Genomic DNA, 17,860 nt, shown 5'->3' with positions numbered 1-17,860 from the left:
GTGTCATACCCCCAGCGCGTGCGTGAGCGCCGCCATGCGGGCGGGCAGTTCGGCGGTCGGGAAGTTTTCCGTCACCACGCCATGGTCCATGAGGTAGAAGCGGTCGGCGACCTTGGCCGCGAAGCGGAAGTTTTGTTCGACCAGAAGTACGGTCATGCCGCGCTTCTTCAGCTCCACCAGCACATCGCCGATGCGTTGCACGATGACGGGCGCAAGACCTTCTGTCGGCTCGTCGAGCAGCAGCACCTTGACCCCGGTGCGCAGGATGCGCGCAATTGCCAGCATCTGTTGTTCGCCGCCCGAAAGCTTTGTGCCGGGGCTGTTGCGGCGCTCATGCAGATTGGGAAAGAGTTCGTAGATCTCATCCAGAGACATGATGCCCTGACTGCCCTTGGCGACAACTGGTGGCAAAAGCAGGTTTTCGTGCACGCTCAAGGTGGCGAAGATGCCGCGTTCTTCCGGCACGAAACCGAGACCAGCATGGGCGATGCGATGCAAAGGCACGCGCATGATGTCCTTGCCGTCCAGTGTGATGGAGCCGGTGCGTTTGCGGATGATGCCCATGATGGCGCGCAGCGTTGTCGTCTTGCCGACGCCGTTGCGGCCCAGAAGCGTGATTGTTTCGCCGGGCCAGATATCGAGGTCGACGCCATGCAGGGCGTGGCTTTCGCCATACCAGGCATTCAGCCCGCGCACGGACAGGAGCGGTTGGCCTTTATTCATGTTCGGTTCCCATATAGGCGGTGCGCACGCGCTCGTCCTTCGAGACGTCGGCATAGCTGCCGGAGGCGAGAATCTCGCCGCGTTGCAACACCGTGACATGGTGAGCGATATCGGCCACCACCTTGAGATTGTGCTCGACCATCAGCACCGCGCGATCCTTCGCCACATCGGCAATGAGGGCGGCAATGGTGTGGACGTCTTCATGGCCCATGCCGGCCATCGGCTCGTCGAGCAGCAGCACTTTGGGGTCAAGCGCCAGCGTGGTGGCAATCTCGAGCGCGCGCTTGCGGCCATAGGACAGATCGGCGGCCAGCGCATAACGGGCATCGGCAAGGCCGACCCGTTCCAGAAGCTCGGTCGCCTGTGCATCGAGCCGGTCGAGTGCTGACAATGAGCGCCAGAACTGCGTGGCAAGCCCGTTGGGGCGCTGCAGCGCGACCTTCACATTCTCCAGCACCGTCAGATGCGGAAAGGTGGCCGAAATCTGGAATGAGCGCACCAGCCCCATGCGGGCCACTTTGGCCGGATCGGTTTTGGTAATGGTTTCGCCAAGAAGTGTGATCTCACCGCTCGAAGGCTGCAAGAATTTGGTCAGGAGGTTGAAAACCGTGGTTTTGCCTGCACCATTCGGGCCGATCAGCGCGTGAACGCGCGCGTGTTCCACGTCAAGATCGACATTCTTGACCGCGTGAAAGCCGCCAAAAGACTTGCCCAGTCCGCGCGCCGACAGAACGGTCCTGCCGGATGAGCCTCCACCGTCCGGCCCTGCTTCATGCAGGGCCGCCATATTGCCAGTTGCTGCGTTCATTCAACCAGCCTCTTACTGCGTTACCAGCGGGCAGCCGCTTTCTTCCGGCTTCATGTAGGCCTGATCGCCGGGAATGGTGTCCAGCACCTTATAGTAATCCCAAGGCGCTTTGCTTTCATCCGGCTTCTTCACTTCCATCAGATACATATCATAGATCATGCGTCCGTTGGGGCCGACCTTGCCGTGACGAGCAAAGACATCTTCGACCGGCATTTCATGAAGCTTCTTGGCGACGGTTTCGGTTTCGTCCGTGCCTGCTTCCTTGATCGCCTTCAAATATTGGGTGACGGCGGAATAGGTGCCTGCCTGGATCATGTTTGGCATACGGCCGGTACGCTCGAAGAAACGCTTGCCGAATTCACGCGATTCATCGTCGCGATCCCAGTAGAAGCCTTCCGTCAGCGTCAAACCTTGAGCGGCTTCAAGGCCGAGACCGTGTACTTCCGACAAGGTGAAGAGCAATGCTGCAAGACGTTGTCCACCGGCAACGATGCCGAATTCAGCCGCCTGCTTGATTGCGTTGGACGTGTCGAGACCTGCGTTGGCGAGGCCGACCACCTTCGCGCCGGAAGCCTGTGCTTGCAGCAGGAAGGACGAGTAATCGGTGGTTGCCAGCGGGTGACGCACGGAACCAAGCACCTTGCCGCCCTTGGATTCGACGAATTTGGTCGTCTGCTCTTCCAGCGAATAGCCGAAGGCATAGTCGGCGGTGAGGAAGAACCAGGTATCGCCGCCCTGCTGCACGAGCGAGCCGCCGGTGCCGACTGCAAGCGCATGAGTGTCATAGGCCCAGTGGAAGCCATAAGGCGTGCACTGCTTGCCGGTCAGTTCCGACGTGGCGGCGCCGGTGTTGATGGTGATCTTTTTCTTGTCTTTCGACAGGGCCTGCACGGCGAGGCCGACTGACGAGGTCGTCAGTTCCATGATGGAATCGACCTGTTCGGTGTCGTACCACTGGCGCGCAATGTTCGAGGCGACGTCCGGCTTGTTCTGGTGGTCTGCCGTAATGATTTCAATCGGCGCATCGAGCACTTTGCCGCCGAAATCTTCGGCTGCCATCTTGGCAGCTTCGAACGACCATTTGCCGCCGAAGTCGGCATAGACGCCGGATTGATCGTTCAGAATGCCGATCTTGACCTTACCGTCGGAAATTTCCGCCGCCGACGAGATAGCCGTGGCGGCGAAAAGCGCTGCCGTTGCAAGTGCGAGACATTTCATGAAGTGCTCCTCCCAATAACACCATAAACCGCAACGGAAAGCCGTACGGAATCCTCCTTATGAAGCAGTTTTTTCAGATGGGGCGGGGCCGTCTTCCTCACGACAAGCCACCCTCTGCTTCCGCCCGATTTGTTCCTCCGCTCGGGCGTTGAATTAGAACGGTAGCATTGACAAATGCGTACACGAACAACAATTTTTGAACAGTGTCTGTTCAAAAACGTACAGATAGAGCAGCATAAGCTGCTGCAATTGTTTGGGAGGGGTGGATGCGGCAGTTCACATGGGACGATCTGCAATATTTTCTGGCGGTTGCCCGCACCGGCCAGCTCTCCACGGCGGCACGGCAATTGCGCACCAGCCACGTCACTGTTCTGCGTCGGATCGACCGGTTGGAACAGGCGCTTGCGACCAAGCTTTTCGAGCGCAATCCGCGCGGCTATCTGCTGACGCCGATCGGCGAACGGCTGGTGACGTCTGCCGAAGTCATGGAACGTGAGGCGATGAAGTTCCACACCGAAGCCACCGGCAATTTGGCGGCACTGTCGGGCGTCGTGCGCCTTTCGACACTGGAAGGTTTCGGCAATTTCTTTCTTGCCGACCGTCTGCCGGTGCTGGCGCAATCCTATCCGAGCCTGTTCGTGGAGGTGGTGACGATCCAGCAGATCATGTCGCTATCACGCCGTGAGGCGGAACTGTCGATCACCTTGCATATGCCGCGCACTGGTCCTTATCACAGCGAGAAGCTGACGCCTTATCGTCTTTTCATCTATGGACATCGCGATTATCTGGAGCGGCATCCGCCGATCAGGACGCGCGAGGATATGGCCCGGCATCCCTTCATTGGATATATCGACGACATGGTTTTCACGCCGGGCCTCGATTACATGCGCGAAATCCTGCCGGGGCAGCGCTGCACCTATCAAAGCTCCAGCATCCATGCGCAGCTTATCGCGACGCAGATCGGATATGGCCTATGTGTTCTGCCTTATTTCATTGCCAGCCGGCATTCGGAACTGGTTCCGGTTCTGCCGCGCGAGATGCATCTGGTGCGTGAATACTGGATGAGTTGTCACATCGATGTGGTGGCTGCACCGCGAATCCGGGTGCTGAGCGATTTCATGATCCGCGCTGTGCGCGAATCTGCAGCAATATTCCTTGGGGAACCCCTGCTGCGGGCATGAATTATAGTGAGATTGTCGTTCGTTGCCGGTCAAAGCATTTCCAGCAAAAGTGCGAAGCGGTTTTGCGTAAGATAATGCGTAAACACAAAGAGATAGAGCGGTTCTACGATTCCGTCTTAACTGAAACCGCTCTAGATCGTACCGCCGCCAATGGCAAAAATGCATGTGATGACGAGCGCGGTAAAGCCGAACCCGATAATGAATAGATTAAGCGTCTTCATGTCCCCTCCTTTTCAACCCAGGGGCGTTATGTTCGACTTGCGGTAGAATGTCTACCTTAAATTGTAATAGTCCAAACTAAAGTTGTGGAGCCTGATTTCAAACGGTTTCACGCTCGATATCACGGCGAAGCACAATTGCCGTAGTGAGATCCTCTGCAGTTTCATGAGTAGCGATGAGATCGCGCAAGCTGTTGAGCCGGTCTATGGAGGGAACTTCCACCTCGACAATCAAATCGAGCTGGCCGCTCACCGAGGAGACCCGGCGCACTTCGGCATGACGCGCCAGTTCATCGAGAAGACCGAGCGCCGGGGTGCGTTTGAGACTGACCAGAATCATGGCACGAATGACATTCTTGTCGATTTGGCCTATGTCGGCCCTGTAGCCGCGTATGACACCGTTCTTTTCAAGATTGGCGACGCGCTCTCCGGTTGCGCTGCGCGAAAGACCGATACGGCCCGCCAGCGTTTTCAGCGGAATGCGTGCTTCCTTGGAGAGAATGGCCAGTATCTCGCGATCTTTCGCATCCAGTTCCCGCATGGTCGGTTCTTTCGTGTTGCCGTAAATGTGCCGGCTCATTCCGGCAAAGTGCCGGTCTGACCGACGTCTTGTCTGATGCCTGAAAATCGCGGACATGCCAAGCTGATCCTGTGATCTCCCATTCATATTCAACCCGTGAAGCGCCTCCCATGACCGATCTTTCGCATCCCGCTCCCGATTTTTCTCCCCAAGAGGCTGAAGTGCTGGCTCAGCTTCATTTCGGTGTGACGGCAAGTGCCTCGCCGCTCGACAGCGAGCGCGACCGCAATTTCCGGCTGAAGACGGGCAATGGATCAGGGGACTGGATTCTGAAGGTCGTCAATGCCAGCGAGCCGCGCGTGGAAAGCGAGTTCCAGACCGCGCTTCTGCAGCATCTGGCCAAGGCCGATCCGGCGCTCGCCGTGCCGCGCCTGAAGGCGAGCCTGTCGGGTGAGGTTCTGGCTTCTGCCGAAAAGGAAGCGGGCAAGCCGCATGCGTTGCGGGTGGCAAGCTGGCTTCCCGGCACGCCGCTGGCCGAGGTTAAGCGCACCAAAGCGCTGATGCACAATCTGGGTAGCGCGCTGGGGCAACTGGACCGCGCCTTGCAGGGCTTTATCCATCCGGGCGCCTTGCGTGATTTCGATTGGGACGTGCGCCATGCGGGCCGGGCCCGTGACCGCCTGCATTTCATCGACAAGCCGGAAGATCGCGCCGTCGTCGAGCGCTTCCTTGTTCGTTTCGAGCGTGATGTGGCGCCGAAACTGCCGCTGCAGCGCGCGCAGGTGATCCACAGCGACGCCAATGACTGGAATGTGCTGGTCGACCCGCAGGACAATGAGCGTATCGCCGGGCTGATCGATTTCGGCGATGCGGTTCACACCGTTCTGGTCGCCGAAGTGGCGGTTGCCGCTGCCTATTCCGTTCTGGACATGGACGACCCGATTGGTGCAGCCGCAGCCCTTGCTGCCGGGTTCCATGCGAAATATCCGCTTCTGCCGCAGGAAATCGATCTCATATTCGATCTGATTGCGATGCGTCTCGTCACAAGCGTCACGCTGTCGGCCTCGCGTCGCGAAAAGACCGACGATAATCCTTATCTTGCGATCAGCGAAGCGCCTGCATGGCGGCTTCTGCACAAGCTCGATGCCATGAACCCGCGCTTTGCCACCGCCATTTTGCGCAAGGCCTGCGGTTTCGATGCTGTCGACGGTGCCGGTGCGGTCCGCCACTGGATGAGTGCCAACCGAAAGAACTTCGCCCCGATCGTTCACCCGCATCCGGCGACGATGACCAAGGCGCTGGTGCCCTATGGCGATCCGGCCCATGTGATGACGGTCGATTCCGCCGGGCAGCGCCCGAAGGAAGCCACCGCCTGGTGGGACGATTTCTGCGCCCGCAACCATGTGCAGCTCGGCATTGGGCCATGGGGCGAAAAGCGTACGGTCTATACCGATGAGGCGTTCCGTTCGCGCTTTGTCGAAGGCGAGCGGCGTGTCCATCATCTGGGCCTCGACCTGTTCATGCCTGCAGGCACGCCCGTCTACACGCCGCTTGCAGCCACTGTGAAAAGCGTCGAGATCGAGACCGCGCCGCTTGGCTATGGCGGGTTGATCGCACTGGAGCATCAGCCGGAAGGCTGTCCGCCCTTCATCACGCTCTGGGGCCATATGGCGCACGAAGCTGTGTCCCGCCTCAAGCCGGGGCAAAAGCTCGCCGCCGGTGATCTCGTCGGCCCTATGGGCGACATGCACGAGAATGGCGGCTGGACGCCACATCTCCATTTCCAGATTTCGACCGATACCGGCCTCACGGCAGCGGAAATTCTGGGCGTCGGCGAGAATGCTTATCTCGATGTCTGGGCCGATATTTTCCCAGATGCCGCAGTCCTTGCCGATATTCCGGCGGAAGCCTTCCACCAGACAGGACGCACGCGCGCCGAAATCGTCAGCGCCCGCAAGGACATTTTGCTGCCGAACCTCTCCATCTCCTATTCCGAGCCGATCAAGTTCGTGCGCGGCGAAGGGGCATGGCTGATCGACAATCGGGGCCGTGCCTATCTCGATTGCTTCAACAATGTCTGCCATCTCGGTCATGCGCACCCGGAAGTGGTGGAAGCGATCGCCAGACAGGCTGCGATCCTCAACACCAATACGCGCTATCTGCATGATAATATCGTTTCCTATGCCGAGCGCCTGACGGCGACCTTGCCGGAAGGCTTGGCGGTGGCCTCTTTTGCCTGCTCGGGCAGTGAAGCGAACAGTCTGGCGCTGCGCATGGCGCGCGCACATTCAGGTCAGCGCGATGCGCTGGTGCTCGACTGGGCCTATCATGGCACGACGCAGGAGCTGATCGATCTCAGCCCCTATAAATACAAGCGCAAGGGCGGCAAGGGACGTCCGGACCATGTGTTCGAGGCCACCATCCCCGACAGCTATCGCGCGCCGGAAAACTGGCCGCTGGCGGAACATGGCAAGCGCTTTGCTGACAGCATTGCAGAACAGATCGAGGCCATCAAAAGCCTTGGACGCGGCCCGGCTTATTTCATTGCCGAGTCGATCCCGAGCGTTGCCGGACAGGTTTTCCTGCCGGAATTCTATCTGCAGGAAGTCTACGCGATGGTGCGGGCGGCTGGCGGTGTTTGCATCGCTGACGAAGTTCAGGTCGGTTTCGGCCGTGTCGGCAGCCACTGGTGGGCATTCGAAATGCAGGATGTGGTGCCGGATATCGTCACCATGGGCAAACCAATCGGCAACGGCCATCCGATGTCGGCAGTGGTGACGACCCGCGAGATTGCCAACAGTTTCAACAATGGCATGGAATATTTCAACACATTCGGCGGCAATCCGGTTTCCTGCGCTGCAGGGCTGGCGGTGCTGGATGTGATCGAACGCAACGATCTGCGCCGCAACGCGCTCGACATCGGCAATTATCTCGTCGACGGTTTCCGTTCGATGCAGAAGCGCTTCGATATCATCGGCGATGTGCGCGGGCAGGGGCTGTTTCTCGGTATCGAGCTGGTCACGGATCGCAAGACCAAGGAACCGGCGACGGCGCTGGCCAAGAAAATCAATGATGGCGCGCGCGAACGCGGCATTTTGATGGGGACCGAAGGTCCATTCGACAATGTGCTGAAAATGCGTCCGCCGATGATCTTCACACGCGCCAATGCCGATCATCTCTTAAGCGTTCTGGAGGATAGCTTCGCGGCTGCTCTGAAGTAGTTCGTAGTCGGATAACTGAACAAACAACAAGCCCGGCGGCATGTCGCCGGGCAATGGATCGGCTTTTGCCGAAACTCTGGGAGGAGGAACAATGAAAAAGATAGTTTTGGGTTCGTTGCTGGCGGTGGGCTTTGCCCTGTCCGCTCAAAGCGGGGCGCAGGCGGATACGCTTTCGACGGTCAAGGAACGCGGCAAGATCAATTGCGGCGTCAGCCAGGGCGTCGCGGGCTTTTCGTCGCCGGATGACCAGGGCAAATGGACCGGCTTCGACATCGATTTCTGTCGTGCTGTTTCGGCGGCAGTTTTCGGCGATCCTGACAAGGTGAGCTTTATTCCGCTTTCGACCAAGGAGCGCTTTACCGCATTGCAGTCCGGCGCGGTCGACCTGCTTTCGCGCCAGACGACCTGGACGCTTTCACGCGATGCGGGCATGGGTGTCCATTTTGTCGGCACGGCCTATTATGACGGACAGGGCTTCATGATCCGTAAGGATCTGGGCGTCGATAGCGCCCTGAAGCTCGATGGCGCGTCGGTCTGTACCGAACAGGGGACGACCACTGAACAGAACGTTGCCGATTATTTCAGCGCCAACAACATCAAATACGAGCCGGTGGTCATCGATTCCGCTGACGGTATTCTGAAGGCGTTCGAAACCGGTCGCTGTGACGTTTATACGACCGATGCGTCAGCACTTTACGCGCAGCGTCTCAAGCTTGCCGAACCCGATGCTTTCACCGTTCTGCCGGAAGTGATTTCCAAGGAGCCGCTTGGACCCGCCGTCCGGCAGGGTGACGACAAATGGTTCAACATCGTTCGCTGGACCCTGTTTGCAATGCTTGAGGCAGAGGAACTGGGCATTACGCAAGCCTCTGCTGAAGCGGACCTCAATTCCAAGAAGCCGGACGTGCGCCGATTCCTTGGAACCGAAGGCGACAGCGGCCAGCAGCTCGGCCTTGAGCCGAAATGGGCCTACAATATCGTCTCCAAGATCGGCAATTATGGTGAAATGTTCGAACGCACCATCGGCAAGGGCAGCCTGCTCAAGATTGACCGTGGCATCAACGCATTGTGGAACAAGGGCGGGCTCATGTACGCGCCGCCCGTAAAATAACAGGTTTACAGCTCTTCGAGCAGATCGCCGAAGACTTCAATATCGCGCAGGCGCTTTCGTCCGGAAGCGCCTGCTTTTTCAATCGCCCGCGTGGTCAATAAATGGCAGAGCGCCATGACCGCGACGTGATTGAACAACGGGCCGGGCGCCAGTGTCTGGCAATGAAAATGCCATTGTGCGGAAGCCCGGAACGGCGCGCCTTCATCGGTGATGTAGAGAAGTTTCGCGCCACGCTTTTCGATGGCGGCAAGAATGTCGTCCATCTTCGCGATACGGCGGCGAAGCGCGAAGACGATGACCAGATCATCGGGGCCGATGCTGGCAATATATTCGCCAAGTGTCTGGCCCGGTCCGGGAACCGCAACGATATTGTCCATCACCTGTATCATCTGCCATTGCAGATAGGCCGCAAAAGGCTGGCTGCTGCGAAAGCCGAACACCCATGTCTTGCGTGCAGCAAGCATCGCTTCCACAACGGCATCGATCTGCGTTTCGCGTATGGAAAGGAAGGTCTTTTCCAGATTGGCAATGCCCTGACCGACATGCGAGGACAGGGACTGCCCGCTCTCCGTGTCGGTGGCGCTCGACAGAAATAGGCGTGATCCGGTCTGTTTTTCTTCGCGAGCGTGACGTCGCGATTCTTCATAAGTGTCGTAGCCGAGACGCTGCACGAAGCGCGTCACAGTCGCGTTGGAAACATGGGCGAGTGCTGCCAGTTCCGACGCCGAATAGCTCGCCAGTTCCCCCGGAAAATCACAGACGAATTCACCAAGCCTTTTTTCGGCTGGCGGCAGTTCGCCCATGACGTCTCTTACACGGGTCAGAAAGGACTTTTCGGTGGGTTTCATGGCCTGCCTGATGAAATCAGATTTTCAGAATGCCTAACTATTAGCAGCTTTTGATTAATTTTGCATCTTTTTCGCTCAAGGATTGTGCAGATTATCTATCTGAAAATAAACGATAAAAAAGTTCTTGTAAAAATTGATTTTCTGATGTTTGATTATGAAAAAATAATTTCATGCGGCTAATATCATGGGAGTTGGACCGTTATGGCAGGGGAACAAATGATACAATCCGGTGCGACATCACCGGCCATCAAGCAGATGGAAAATGCTTTGGGAAACATCGGTGTGACGACTGCGCACAAGCAGATTCTCGCGCTGATCCTGATCGGCTGTCTCTTTGACAGTTTTGAGCAGAATACGATTGGCCTTGTGGGGCCGATCCTTCGCGAACAATGGGGTTTGTCGGGTGCCGATATCGGTTTCCTCAACACCATCACCTTCGCAAGTGCGGCGGCAGGCCGTCTCCTGTCCGGCATTCTCGGCGACCGGTACGGTCGCCGTGTCATGCTGACCATCAATCTACTTCTCTTCACCGTCGGTTCCGCACTTTGTGCACTCGCCCCGAGCTTCGGCTGGCTCTGCTTCGCACGTGCCATTGTCGGTTTTGGTGTCGGCGGCGAAATTTCGACCGCGGTGACGATGCTTGCCGAATTCTGTTCGCCGAAGTTCCGCGGAACCGCTGCCGGTCTCGTCAATGTTGGTGCAGGCGGCTTTGGCAATTTCCTCGCACCAGCTTTCGGCCTGCTGGTCTTCACGCTCTTTCCGGGCGACGACAACTGGCGCTGGCTCTTCGCCGTATTGGCTATCCCCGCTTTCCTTGTCGTTTTCTTCCGCCGTTACGTACCGGAAACACCGCGCTTTCTGGCCTCACAAGGCAAGATCGATGAAGCAAACAAGGTGCTTTCCATTCTGGCGTCAGGAACGCTTAGACCTAAGAACCTGAAAGTCACCGAATATCTGTCGAAGATGGAAGATAGTGACGTCAAGCCGGTCAAAGGCAATTGGAAGGAACTGTTTCAGGCTCCTTATCTCGGCCGCACCGTCCCGGTGGCGATTGCGATCCTGATGAGCTACGGCGCACAGCTTTCTGTCCTGACGCTGATGCCGATGATCTTCGTTTCGATGGGTTATACGCTTTCGGGCAGCCTTCTTTACAGCATGATCATCCAGAGCGGCAGCGTGCTCGGCGCCATTGCGGCATCGGCTTTTGGCTACTACTTCCCGCGTAAGAAGGTTCTCACCCTGGGTGCAGTTTGTGCCTGTGCTGCAGCGCTTTCGATCATTTATCTCGGCACGAATATCTATCTTGTGCTGTTCTTTGGAGCCTTGTTCCAGTTCTTCGTCCTGTTGCTGAACACGTCGATCTGGATTTACGCGCCGGAACTCTATCCGACCCGTATCCGTGGCTTCGGTGTGGCGCTTATCCTCGCGAGCGGTTCGGCAGCCGGGTCCTTCGTGCCGACAATTGCGGGCGCATTGTTCGATACTTACGGCATGATCGGTGTCTTCGGTCTTGCTGCATCGATGTACGCGATCTTCGCATTCTGCATCCAGCTTGGACCGGAAACCTATGGCCGGTCCATGGAAGACCTGACGCAACCGGTGGAAGCCGAGGAGCCGACAGTCGATTTCACTAAAACTGCTAAAGAACAGGCCTGAACATGACTGCATCATCCCCTTATGTCCTGCTGATCAATCCAAACAGCTCGGAGGCAACGAGCGGGATGATGCTCGATATTGCCAGACGCAGGGCGGATGGACGGCTTCGGATTGAAGCAGCCACCGCCACGCGCAGCCCCTCGATGATCGTCAATGACGAGCAGCTTCATGCTTCTGCGGCACAGGTCATCGAAATCGGCAGGGGGCAGGATTCGAACTGCATCGGGGTCATCGTCAGCGCTTATGGCGATCCCGGTGTCGTGCATCTGCAGGAGAGCCTGGCCGTGCCGGTTCTCGGCATATGCGAAGCCTCGATGGTCGAGGCAACGCGGAACGGACGACGTTTCGGCATTGCGACAGTAACGCCGGATCTTGCCGATGCGATAGCGGCACGGGCGGAAAGCCTCGGCCTGTCGCATCTTTATACGGGTATTCGTTGCACGCCGGGCGATCCGGAAAAACTGGCAGGTGATGGTGAGCGTTTGCGCATGGAGCTGGAAGCGGCAGTGCAGCTTTGCATCATGGATGGAGCGGAAGCGGTCATTATCGGCGGCGGACCGCTAGGTGAGGCTGCGGAACAATTGCAGGGAAGCTTCGATGTTCCGATCGTCGCGCCGATCTCGTCAGCCGTGGAACTGATGGTTGAAGCACTTGATAATCGGCAGGTTTGCGGAGAAGCGCAGGCTTGATCGCGAGTTCGATGAAGCAGTGGTCATTGAAAGTTTATTAACACGCTTCCCTCTTGGCCGAGAGGGAAGCGTGTTTTTATCGGGGCCGGCTTATCGTTGTTTGGCGAGGCCCTGTTCGCGCATCTGGCTGAGGCTCATTTTCGGTGAAAGTGCTTCCGGATCGATGCGGATTTCGATCAGTCCCGGCTTGCCGGACTTTTCGCAAGCCTCGAAGGCAGGGGCAAAATCAGCCGTCTTTTCCACCACTTCGCCATGCAGGCCATAGGCGCGGGCAAGCGCTGCAAAATCGGGGTTCGCAAGGCCGGTGCCGGAAACGCGGCCCGGATAGGTGCGTTCCTGATGCATGCGGATCGTGCCATACATGCCGTTATTGACGACGATGAAGATGGCATTGGCCCCATATTGTGCTGCTGTCGCCAGCTCCTGCCCGTTCATGAGGAAGCAGCCATCGCCTGCAAAAGCCACCACCGTGCGTTCCGGCGCGGTGAGCTTGGCTGCGACCGCAGCCGGTACGCCATAGCCCATGGAGCCATTGGTCGGCGCCAACTGGCTGCGATAGGTGCGGTATTGGTAGAAGCGATGCGGCCAGGCGGAATAGTTGCCTGCACCATTGGTGATGATGGCATCGGCTGGCAGATGCGCGCGCAGCCATTCCATCACTTCACCCATCTGCACATCGCCGGGGATGGTGGGTGATTTGATGTTGTCGCGGTAATCGGCATTGGCGCTGTCGGTCCATGTCTTCCAGCGCGGATCGGCAACCGGCGCGAGCTTTGCCGCCGCCGCACAGAAGGCAGGCATGGAGGCATTGACCGGAACGTCAGCATGATAGACGCGGCCGAGCTCCTCTGCGCCAGGATGGATATGGACGAGCTTCTGCTGCGGCACCGGAATGGATACCAGTTCGTAGCCCTGTGTCGTCATTTCGCCAAGGCGCGCGCCGATCACGATCAGAAGATCGGCATCGCGCACGCGCTGCGCCAGCTTGGGGCTGATCGAGGTTCCCATTTCACCGGCATAAAGCGGATGGGTGTTGTCGAACATATCCTGGCAACGGAAGGATGCGGCGACCGGCAGATGCATGTTCTTGGCAAATTTCTGCAGATCGCTGACGGCGCTAGCATCCCAGCCGCCACCGCCGACGATGACCAGAGGCCGCTCGGCCTTCGCGAGCAGCGCCTGCATGTCTTGGAGCTGGTCAGCGCCTGGATGCATCTGAACCTGCTTATAGGCAGGTGCGTCGCTGACGGCGGCAAAAGATGTCAGCATGTCTTCCGGCAGTGCGATCACGACCGGGCCGGGGCGTCCGTTGACGGCGCGGTGAAAGGCTTGGCTCACAAGTTCCGGTATGCGCGCGGCATCGTCGATCTGCACGACCCATTTGGCCATCTGGCCGAACATGCGGCGATAATCGATTTCCTGAAACGCCTCGCGTTCGACCTGATCGCTGGCGACCTGTCCGATGAAGAGCAGCATCGGCGTCGAGTCCTGAAAGGCCGTGTGGACGCCGACCGAGGCATTGGTTGCGCCCGGCCCGCGCGTGACGAAGCAGATGCCCGGCTTGCCGGTCAACTTGCCATAGGCTTCCGCCATGTAGGCCGCGCCGCCTTCCTGCCGGCAGACGATCAGATCAATCGCGTCGCTGGAATCATGAAAGGCGTCAAGCGCGGCGAGATAGCTCTCGCCGGGGACACAGAATACCCGGTCAGTGCCATGGATGCGCAGCGCATCCACCAAAATCTGACCTCCGGTACGGGCATTGGGTTTGCTCGTCATGTGATGCATTTCCTCAATCTCACCATGTCTGGCTTGCCGTTCGGCTCGCCTTGCAAGGACGGTTTCTCCGCCTCTTTTCAAAAAAGATTGCCGTAAATTTCTGACAACCTATGTGTTTAGGGGAACGGGAATTCATGGTCAGACGCACCCAAATGGCCGACAGGTGCACCGGGCCTGTTTAGTTTTGCGGCAAAGTTTTCAGGTTCAGCCGCTTGCTTCTCCTCCCAGTCAAACACGCTGATATGAACATAGCCAGCGGTGCGAATACAGATTAAACATTATGACTAAACTGTATGAACTCATGATGCACCGGTATGGAGGAACGGCGATGGCCAAGGAAAACACGGGCAAGATCCGCATCGGTATTGGCGGATGGGCCTATGAACCGTGGGACAAGAGTTTTTATCCTGAAAAACTGTCGAAGAAGCGCCAGCTTGAATATGCCTCCAGCAAGCTCACATCCATTGAGATCAACAGCACTTATTACGGGCCTCAGAAGCCTGCGACCTTTGCTAAATGGCATGATGAAACGCCGGAAGGTTTTGTGTTTTCACTGAAGGCGCCGCGTTTTTCCACCAACCGCCGTGTGCTGGCGGAGGCGGGCGAGAGCATTGAACGGTTCATGACCGGCGGCATGATGGAACTGAAGGACAAGCTCGGTGTGGTCAACTGGCAGTTCATGGGAACGAAGAAGTTCGACCCCGTGGATTTCGAGGCCTTTTTGAAGCTTCTGCCGAAGCGTGTGGACGGGCGTGATGTGCGCCATGCAGTGGAAGTACGCCACGACAGTTTCAATTCACCGGAGTTCATCGCCTTGCTGCGTGAATATGGGGTGGCCGTGGTGATTGCGGGCGACAGTGACTTTCCGCAATTCGCCGATATGACTGCACCTTTCGCCTATCTTCGCATCATGGGAACCAAGGAAAGCGAACCGCTTGGCTATAGCGAAAGCGATCTCGACCAGTGGGCAGCGCGCGCGCAGGCGATAGCCGTTGGAGAAATTCCCGAAGGATTGAAGACCGTCACTCCGCCTGTTGCCGATCATATTGCCCGCGATGTCTATCTCTATGTCATCAGCGGCTATAAGGCGCATAATCCGCATGCGGCCATGGCCTTGATCGAACGGACAAAATGATGCCTCGTGGCGGCTGTTGATTTTCATCTGAGTCGCCTGAGCATCATGTCAAAATTCGATCTTTCCGCGCTTGAAGCCTTCGTTCATACCATTCCGCAGAATTACAAGGGGCCGGGCGGTGCGGTCGCGGTGCTGAAGGACAGCAAGGTTGTGCTGCGCCATGCATGGGGCTTTGCCGATCTTGCTGCGCGCAAGGCGATGACGCCCGAAACGCGCATGCCGATCTGCTCGGTCAGCAAGCAGTTCACCTGCGCCGTTCTGCTCGACAGTGTCGGCGAGCCGGAAGTACTTGACGATGCCCTTGCCGCCTATCTCGACAAATTTGCGGAAAAGCGCCCCAGCGTGCGCGATCTATGCAACAACCAGTCGGGCTTGCGTGACTACTGGGCGCTGACGGTTCTGTGCGGGGCCGATCCGGAAGGCGTTTTTCTGCCCGAACAGGCGCAAAGCCTGCTGCGCCGCCTGAAGACCACGCATTTTGCACCGGGAACGCATTATTCCTACTGTAATGGCAATTTCCGCATTCTGGCTGATCTGATCGAGCAGCATACGGGCCGGTCGCTGGTCGAACTGCTGTCGGAGCGTGTTTTCCAGCCTGCGGGCATGAAGACGGCAGAGCTTATCCCCGATACCGCGCTGTTCGACGAATGCACCGGCTATGAGGGCGATACGGTGCGCGGCTTCCTGCCTGCCGTCAACCGCCTCCACTGGATGGGTGATGCGGGCATCTGCGCGTCGCTGGACGACATGATTGCCTGGGAACAGTTCATCGACGCAACCCGCGACGACGAAAACGGAATCTATCGTCGCCTGAGCGGGCCGCAGACATTCCGCGATGGTGCGTCAGCGCCTTACGGTCTCGGTCTCAAATTTGAGGAAACAGGCGGCAAGCGGCTGACCGGCCATGGCGGTGCTTTGCGCGGCTGGCGCTGCCAGCGCTGGCATTGCGCCGATGAGCGTCTTTCGACAATCGCCATGTTCAATTTTGAAGGTGGCGCATCTGATGTTGCCTTCAAGCTGATGAATATTGCGCTTGGGGTTTCCGTATCGGAAACGGTGCGGGTCGAAGCCGATGCTGGATGGTTCGGCTCATGGCTCGATCACGAAACAGGTCTTGTGCTGGGCCTCGAAGATGCGGGATGTGGATGCATGAAAGCACGTTTCGGCACCGGTCCGGAAATCATGGACGTCGTGGCCGAGAACGAAGCACGTTCTTCGATGACCACGATCCGTCGCGATGGTGATACGATCCATCTGGCGCGCGAAGATGAAAATCTGAGCCTGACAATGCGGCGCCTGAAAGGTGCAGGGAAGCCGGATATTGCGGGGCGTTATCGCAGTGACGAACTGGAAGCCGATCTTCTGATCGTCAATCAGGGCGGTGCGTTCTATGGCACCTTTGAGGGCTTTCTCGGCAAAAGCGATATGTATCCGCTCTATGAGGCGGGCCCGGATGTGTGGTTGCTGCCGGTGCAGCGTTCGATGGATGCGCCATCGCCCGGCGAGTGGAAGCTTGTTTTCCATCGCGATGCCAAAGGCGGGATAACAGGCATGACCGTCGGCTGCTGGCTGGCACGGCATATAGACTACAGGAGAATTCAGGAATGAGCGAACTGAAAGTCAGAACCCGCGAGACGGGCGCCGTCGCCGAGATGTTGCATGGAAAGCTCCCCGTCATCACCACGCCGACAGGCGGTGTGGTTGAAATCGTCACCAGTGTCAGTCAGGCAGGGTTCAACCCGCTCGACCTCATCTATTCGTCGGTCGCCGCCTGCATGGCGTTGAGCGCACGTATTGCCGCAGGCAAGCTCGAACTGAAGGAAAAACTGACCAATCTTCGGGTGGAAGTGAAGGGCGACAAAGCCCACGAAGGTCCGTCACGTATCGAACGGTTCAACATCACCTTCCATTTCGATGGCGATCTGACGGATGATGAAAAACATCGCCTTGCCGAAATGGCCGAGGAAATCTGTACGGTCAGCAATACGCTGCGTGGAGAGCCGCAGTTTGACCTGAACGTGTCCTGACGTTCAGATCACGTCCCGTATACGCTCGACGCCGACCTTAATGACGTTTTCCATCGCCAGACGCGCCTTTTGCGGATCACGCGATGCAATGGCATGCGCAATACGCAGGTGATTGGCCGCGCATTCGGTAATACCCTCGCGCGAAGCCGCTGGTGAGGAGAGCTGAAATGAGACTGCAAGTGCGGCCTCGATCAATCCGCTGACCGAACGCATGAACGGGTTACCGGACATGCGGGCAATGGCAAGATGGAATTCAAGATCGACCTTGGCGATGGATTCCGGCGTGTGACTTGGATCGTCGAACTTGGCAGCGAGCGCGTAAAGCTCGACAATCTCGTCGCTGGAAGCGCGCTCTGCGGCCGCGGCCGCTGCTGCCGGTTCCAGTGCCATGCGCATTTCGGCCAGATGGTCCACAAAGACCTCATCGAAACCTGCTTCAAAGCGCCATGTCAGCACATCGGGATCGAAGAAGTTCCAGCTTGCATGGCCCAGAACACGCGTGCCGACCTTGGCCTTGGGTTCGATCAGGCGCTTGGCGGCAAGTGTTTTCATCGCCTCTCGCAAAACTGTGCGGGAGACGCCGAAGCGCAACGACAGTTCATGATCGCCCGGAAGGATGGACCCTGCAGGAATGGTTCCCGCGACGATGCCGCGGCCCAGTTCACCCACCACGACAGCGTGGCTGTTATGGCGTTTGCGTCCGGTTATGGCCGTTTCCAGCAATCCCAA

The 17,860-nt window shown here is 57.9% G+C and carries 15 protein-coding genes; 8 read left to right on the top strand and 7 right to left on the bottom strand.

The window, feature by feature from the left end; translation table 11 throughout:
• Window positions 1–3 precede the first annotated feature (3 nt).
• From ACYSN1_RS15365 to ACYSN1_RS15355, 3 genes are read right to left on the bottom strand one after another with little or no spacing between them, the layout of a single operon-like run.
• Window positions 4–723, bottom strand: coding sequence for an ABC transporter ATP-binding protein (locus tag ACYSN1_RS15365; RefSeq protein ID WP_461726476.1), 720 nt, complete (start codon window positions 721–723; stop codon window positions 4–6).
• Window positions 716–1,531: an ABC transporter ATP-binding protein gene (locus ACYSN1_RS15360; RefSeq protein ID WP_461726475.1), complete on the bottom strand. Its 816-nt coding sequence runs from the start codon at window positions 1,529–1,531 to the stop codon at window positions 716–718. Before ACYSN1_RS15360 ends, ACYSN1_RS15365 begins: the two co-directional genes overlap by 8 nt.
• A gap of 12 nt (window positions 1,532–1,543) precedes the next feature.
• Window positions 1,544–2,749 (bottom strand): ABC transporter substrate-binding protein, encoded by a 1,206-nt coding sequence (locus ACYSN1_RS15355; protein WP_461726474.1) that lies wholly within the window; start codon window positions 2,747–2,749, stop codon window positions 1,544–1,546.
• A gap of 266 nt (window positions 2,750–3,015) precedes the next feature.
• Here ACYSN1_RS15355 and ACYSN1_RS15350 point away from each other — a divergent pair, with 266 nt between their 5' ends.
• Window positions 3,016–3,930: a LysR family transcriptional regulator gene (locus ACYSN1_RS15350; RefSeq protein ID WP_461726473.1), complete on the top strand. Its 915-nt coding sequence runs from the start codon at window positions 3,016–3,018 to the stop codon at window positions 3,928–3,930.
• Between the two features lie 318 nt (window positions 3,931–4,248).
• Here the strand turns inward: ACYSN1_RS15350 and ACYSN1_RS15345 are convergent, their stop codons facing one another.
• Complete coding sequence (locus tag ACYSN1_RS15345) at window positions 4,249–4,689, bottom strand: Lrp/AsnC family transcriptional regulator (RefSeq protein WP_461726578.1); 441 nt, start codon at window positions 4,687–4,689, stop codon at window positions 4,249–4,251.
• Between the two features lie 149 nt (window positions 4,690–4,838).
• Between ACYSN1_RS15345 and ACYSN1_RS15340 the strand changes: the two genes are divergently transcribed.
• Both ACYSN1_RS15340 and ACYSN1_RS15335 read left to right on the top strand, forming a co-directional pair.
• Window positions 4,839–7,889 carry an aminotransferase class III-fold pyridoxal phosphate-dependent enzyme gene (locus ACYSN1_RS15340; protein WP_461726472.1) on the top strand — a complete coding sequence of 1,017 codons (3,051 nt, stop codon included), beginning with the start codon at window positions 4,839–4,841 and terminating at the stop codon, window positions 7,887–7,889.
• A gap of 91 nt (window positions 7,890–7,980) precedes the next feature.
• Window positions 7,981–9,000, top strand: coding sequence for an amino acid ABC transporter substrate-binding protein (locus ACYSN1_RS15335; protein WP_461726471.1), 1,020 nt, complete (start codon window positions 7,981–7,983; stop codon window positions 8,998–9,000).
• A gap of 5 nt (window positions 9,001–9,005) precedes the next feature.
• On the opposite strand, the gene ACYSN1_RS15330 is transcribed toward ACYSN1_RS15335, so the two are convergent.
• Window positions 9,006–9,848, bottom strand: a complete 843-nt coding sequence (locus tag ACYSN1_RS15330; protein WP_461726470.1) for a MurR/RpiR family transcriptional regulator — start codon at window positions 9,846–9,848, stop codon at window positions 9,006–9,008.
• Window positions 9,849–10,049: 201 nt separating this feature from the next.
• Here ACYSN1_RS15330 and ACYSN1_RS15325 point away from each other — a divergent pair, with 201 nt between their 5' ends.
• Together ACYSN1_RS15325 and ACYSN1_RS15320 are read left to right on the top strand one after the other, a co-directional pair.
• Window positions 10,050–11,504 carry an MFS transporter gene (locus ACYSN1_RS15325; RefSeq protein WP_461726469.1) on the top strand — a complete coding sequence of 485 codons (1,455 nt, stop codon included), beginning with the start codon at window positions 10,050–10,052 and terminating at the stop codon, window positions 11,502–11,504.
• 2 nt (window positions 11,505–11,506) lie between these two features.
• Window positions 11,507–12,193: an aspartate/glutamate racemase family protein gene (locus tag ACYSN1_RS15320; RefSeq protein ID WP_461726468.1), complete on the top strand. Its 687-nt coding sequence runs from the start codon at window positions 11,507–11,509 to the stop codon at window positions 12,191–12,193.
• Window positions 12,194–12,283: 90 nt separating this feature from the next.
• On the opposite strand, the gene ACYSN1_RS15315 is transcribed toward ACYSN1_RS15320, so the two are convergent.
• Window positions 12,284–13,969 carry a thiamine pyrophosphate-binding protein gene (locus tag ACYSN1_RS15315; RefSeq protein WP_461726467.1) on the bottom strand — a complete coding sequence of 562 codons (1,686 nt, stop codon included), beginning with the start codon at window positions 13,967–13,969 and terminating at the stop codon, window positions 12,284–12,286.
• A gap of 328 nt (window positions 13,970–14,297) precedes the next feature.
• Here ACYSN1_RS15315 and ACYSN1_RS15310 point away from each other — a divergent pair, with 328 nt between their 5' ends.
• The 3 genes from ACYSN1_RS15310 to ACYSN1_RS15300 are packed head-to-tail and all read left to right on the top strand — an operon-like array spanning window position 14,298 to window position 17,131.
• Entirely contained in the window at window positions 14,298–15,104 is an 807-nt protein-coding gene (locus tag ACYSN1_RS15310; protein WP_461726466.1) for a DUF72 domain-containing protein, read from the top strand.
• Between the two features lie 45 nt (window positions 15,105–15,149).
• Window positions 15,150–16,712 (top strand): D-aminopeptidase, encoded by a 1,563-nt coding sequence (locus ACYSN1_RS15305; protein WP_461726465.1) that lies wholly within the window; start codon window positions 15,150–15,152, stop codon window positions 16,710–16,712.
• Window positions 16,709–17,131 (top strand): OsmC family protein, encoded by a 423-nt coding sequence (locus tag ACYSN1_RS15300; protein WP_461726464.1) that lies wholly within the window; start codon window positions 16,709–16,711, stop codon window positions 17,129–17,131. Before ACYSN1_RS15305 ends, ACYSN1_RS15300 begins: the two co-directional genes overlap by 4 nt.
• Before the next feature lie 3 nt (window positions 17,132–17,134).
• On the opposite strand, the gene ACYSN1_RS15295 is transcribed toward ACYSN1_RS15300, so the two are convergent.
• On the bottom strand, window positions 17,135–17,860 hold the full coding sequence (locus ACYSN1_RS15295; protein ID WP_461726463.1) for a FadR/GntR family transcriptional regulator: 726 nt from the start codon (window positions 17,858–17,860) through the stop codon (window positions 17,135–17,137).

The sequence above is a fragment of the Brucella sp. LJL56 genome, assembly GCF_054871705.1.
The sequence above is the reverse complement of the archived record's forward strand: the minus strand, read 5'-3'. Positions and strand labels throughout refer to the sequence as shown.

What these genes read in the sequence shown, in the direction of transcription:
- ACYSN1_RS15365 (WP_461726476.1), bottom strand. Translation starts at nt 723, where the DNA reads ATGAATAAAGGCCAACCGCTCCTGTCCGTGCGCGGGCTGAATGCCTGG.
- ACYSN1_RS15360 (WP_461726475.1), bottom strand. Translation starts at nt 1,531, where the DNA reads ATGAACGCAGCAACTGGCAATATGGCGGCCCTGCATGAAGCAGGGCCG.
- ACYSN1_RS15355 (WP_461726474.1), bottom strand. Translation starts at nt 2,749, where the DNA reads ATGAAATGTCTCGCACTTGCAACGGCAGCGCTTTTCGCCGCCACGGCT.
- ACYSN1_RS15350 (WP_461726473.1), top strand. Translation starts at nt 3,016, where the DNA reads ATGCGGCAGTTCACATGGGACGATCTGCAATATTTTCTGGCGGTTGCC.
- ACYSN1_RS15345 (WP_461726578.1), bottom strand. Translation starts at nt 4,689, where the DNA reads ATGCGGGAACTGGATGCGAAAGATCGCGAGATACTGGCCATTCTCTCC.
- ACYSN1_RS15340 (WP_461726472.1), top strand. Translation starts at nt 4,839, where the DNA reads ATGACCGATCTTTCGCATCCCGCTCCCGATTTTTCTCCCCAAGAGGCT.
- ACYSN1_RS15335 (WP_461726471.1), top strand. Translation starts at nt 7,981, where the DNA reads ATGAAAAAGATAGTTTTGGGTTCGTTGCTGGCGGTGGGCTTTGCCCTG.
- ACYSN1_RS15330 (WP_461726470.1), bottom strand. Translation starts at nt 9,848, where the DNA reads ATGAAACCCACCGAAAAGTCCTTTCTGACCCGTGTAAGAGACGTCATG.
- ACYSN1_RS15325 (WP_461726469.1), top strand. Translation starts at nt 10,050, where the DNA reads ATGGCAGGGGAACAAATGATACAATCCGGTGCGACATCACCGGCCATC.
- ACYSN1_RS15320 (WP_461726468.1), top strand. Translation starts at nt 11,507, where the DNA reads ATGACTGCATCATCCCCTTATGTCCTGCTGATCAATCCAAACAGCTCG.
- ACYSN1_RS15315 (WP_461726467.1), bottom strand. Translation starts at nt 13,969, where the DNA reads ATGACGAGCAAACCCAATGCCCGTACCGGAGGTCAGATTTTGGTGGAT.
- ACYSN1_RS15310 (WP_461726466.1), top strand. Translation starts at nt 14,298, where the DNA reads ATGGCCAAGGAAAACACGGGCAAGATCCGCATCGGTATTGGCGGATGG.
- ACYSN1_RS15305 (WP_461726465.1), top strand. Translation starts at nt 15,150, where the DNA reads ATGTCAAAATTCGATCTTTCCGCGCTTGAAGCCTTCGTTCATACCATT.
- ACYSN1_RS15300 (WP_461726464.1), top strand. Translation starts at nt 16,709, where the DNA reads ATGAGCGAACTGAAAGTCAGAACCCGCGAGACGGGCGCCGTCGCCGAG.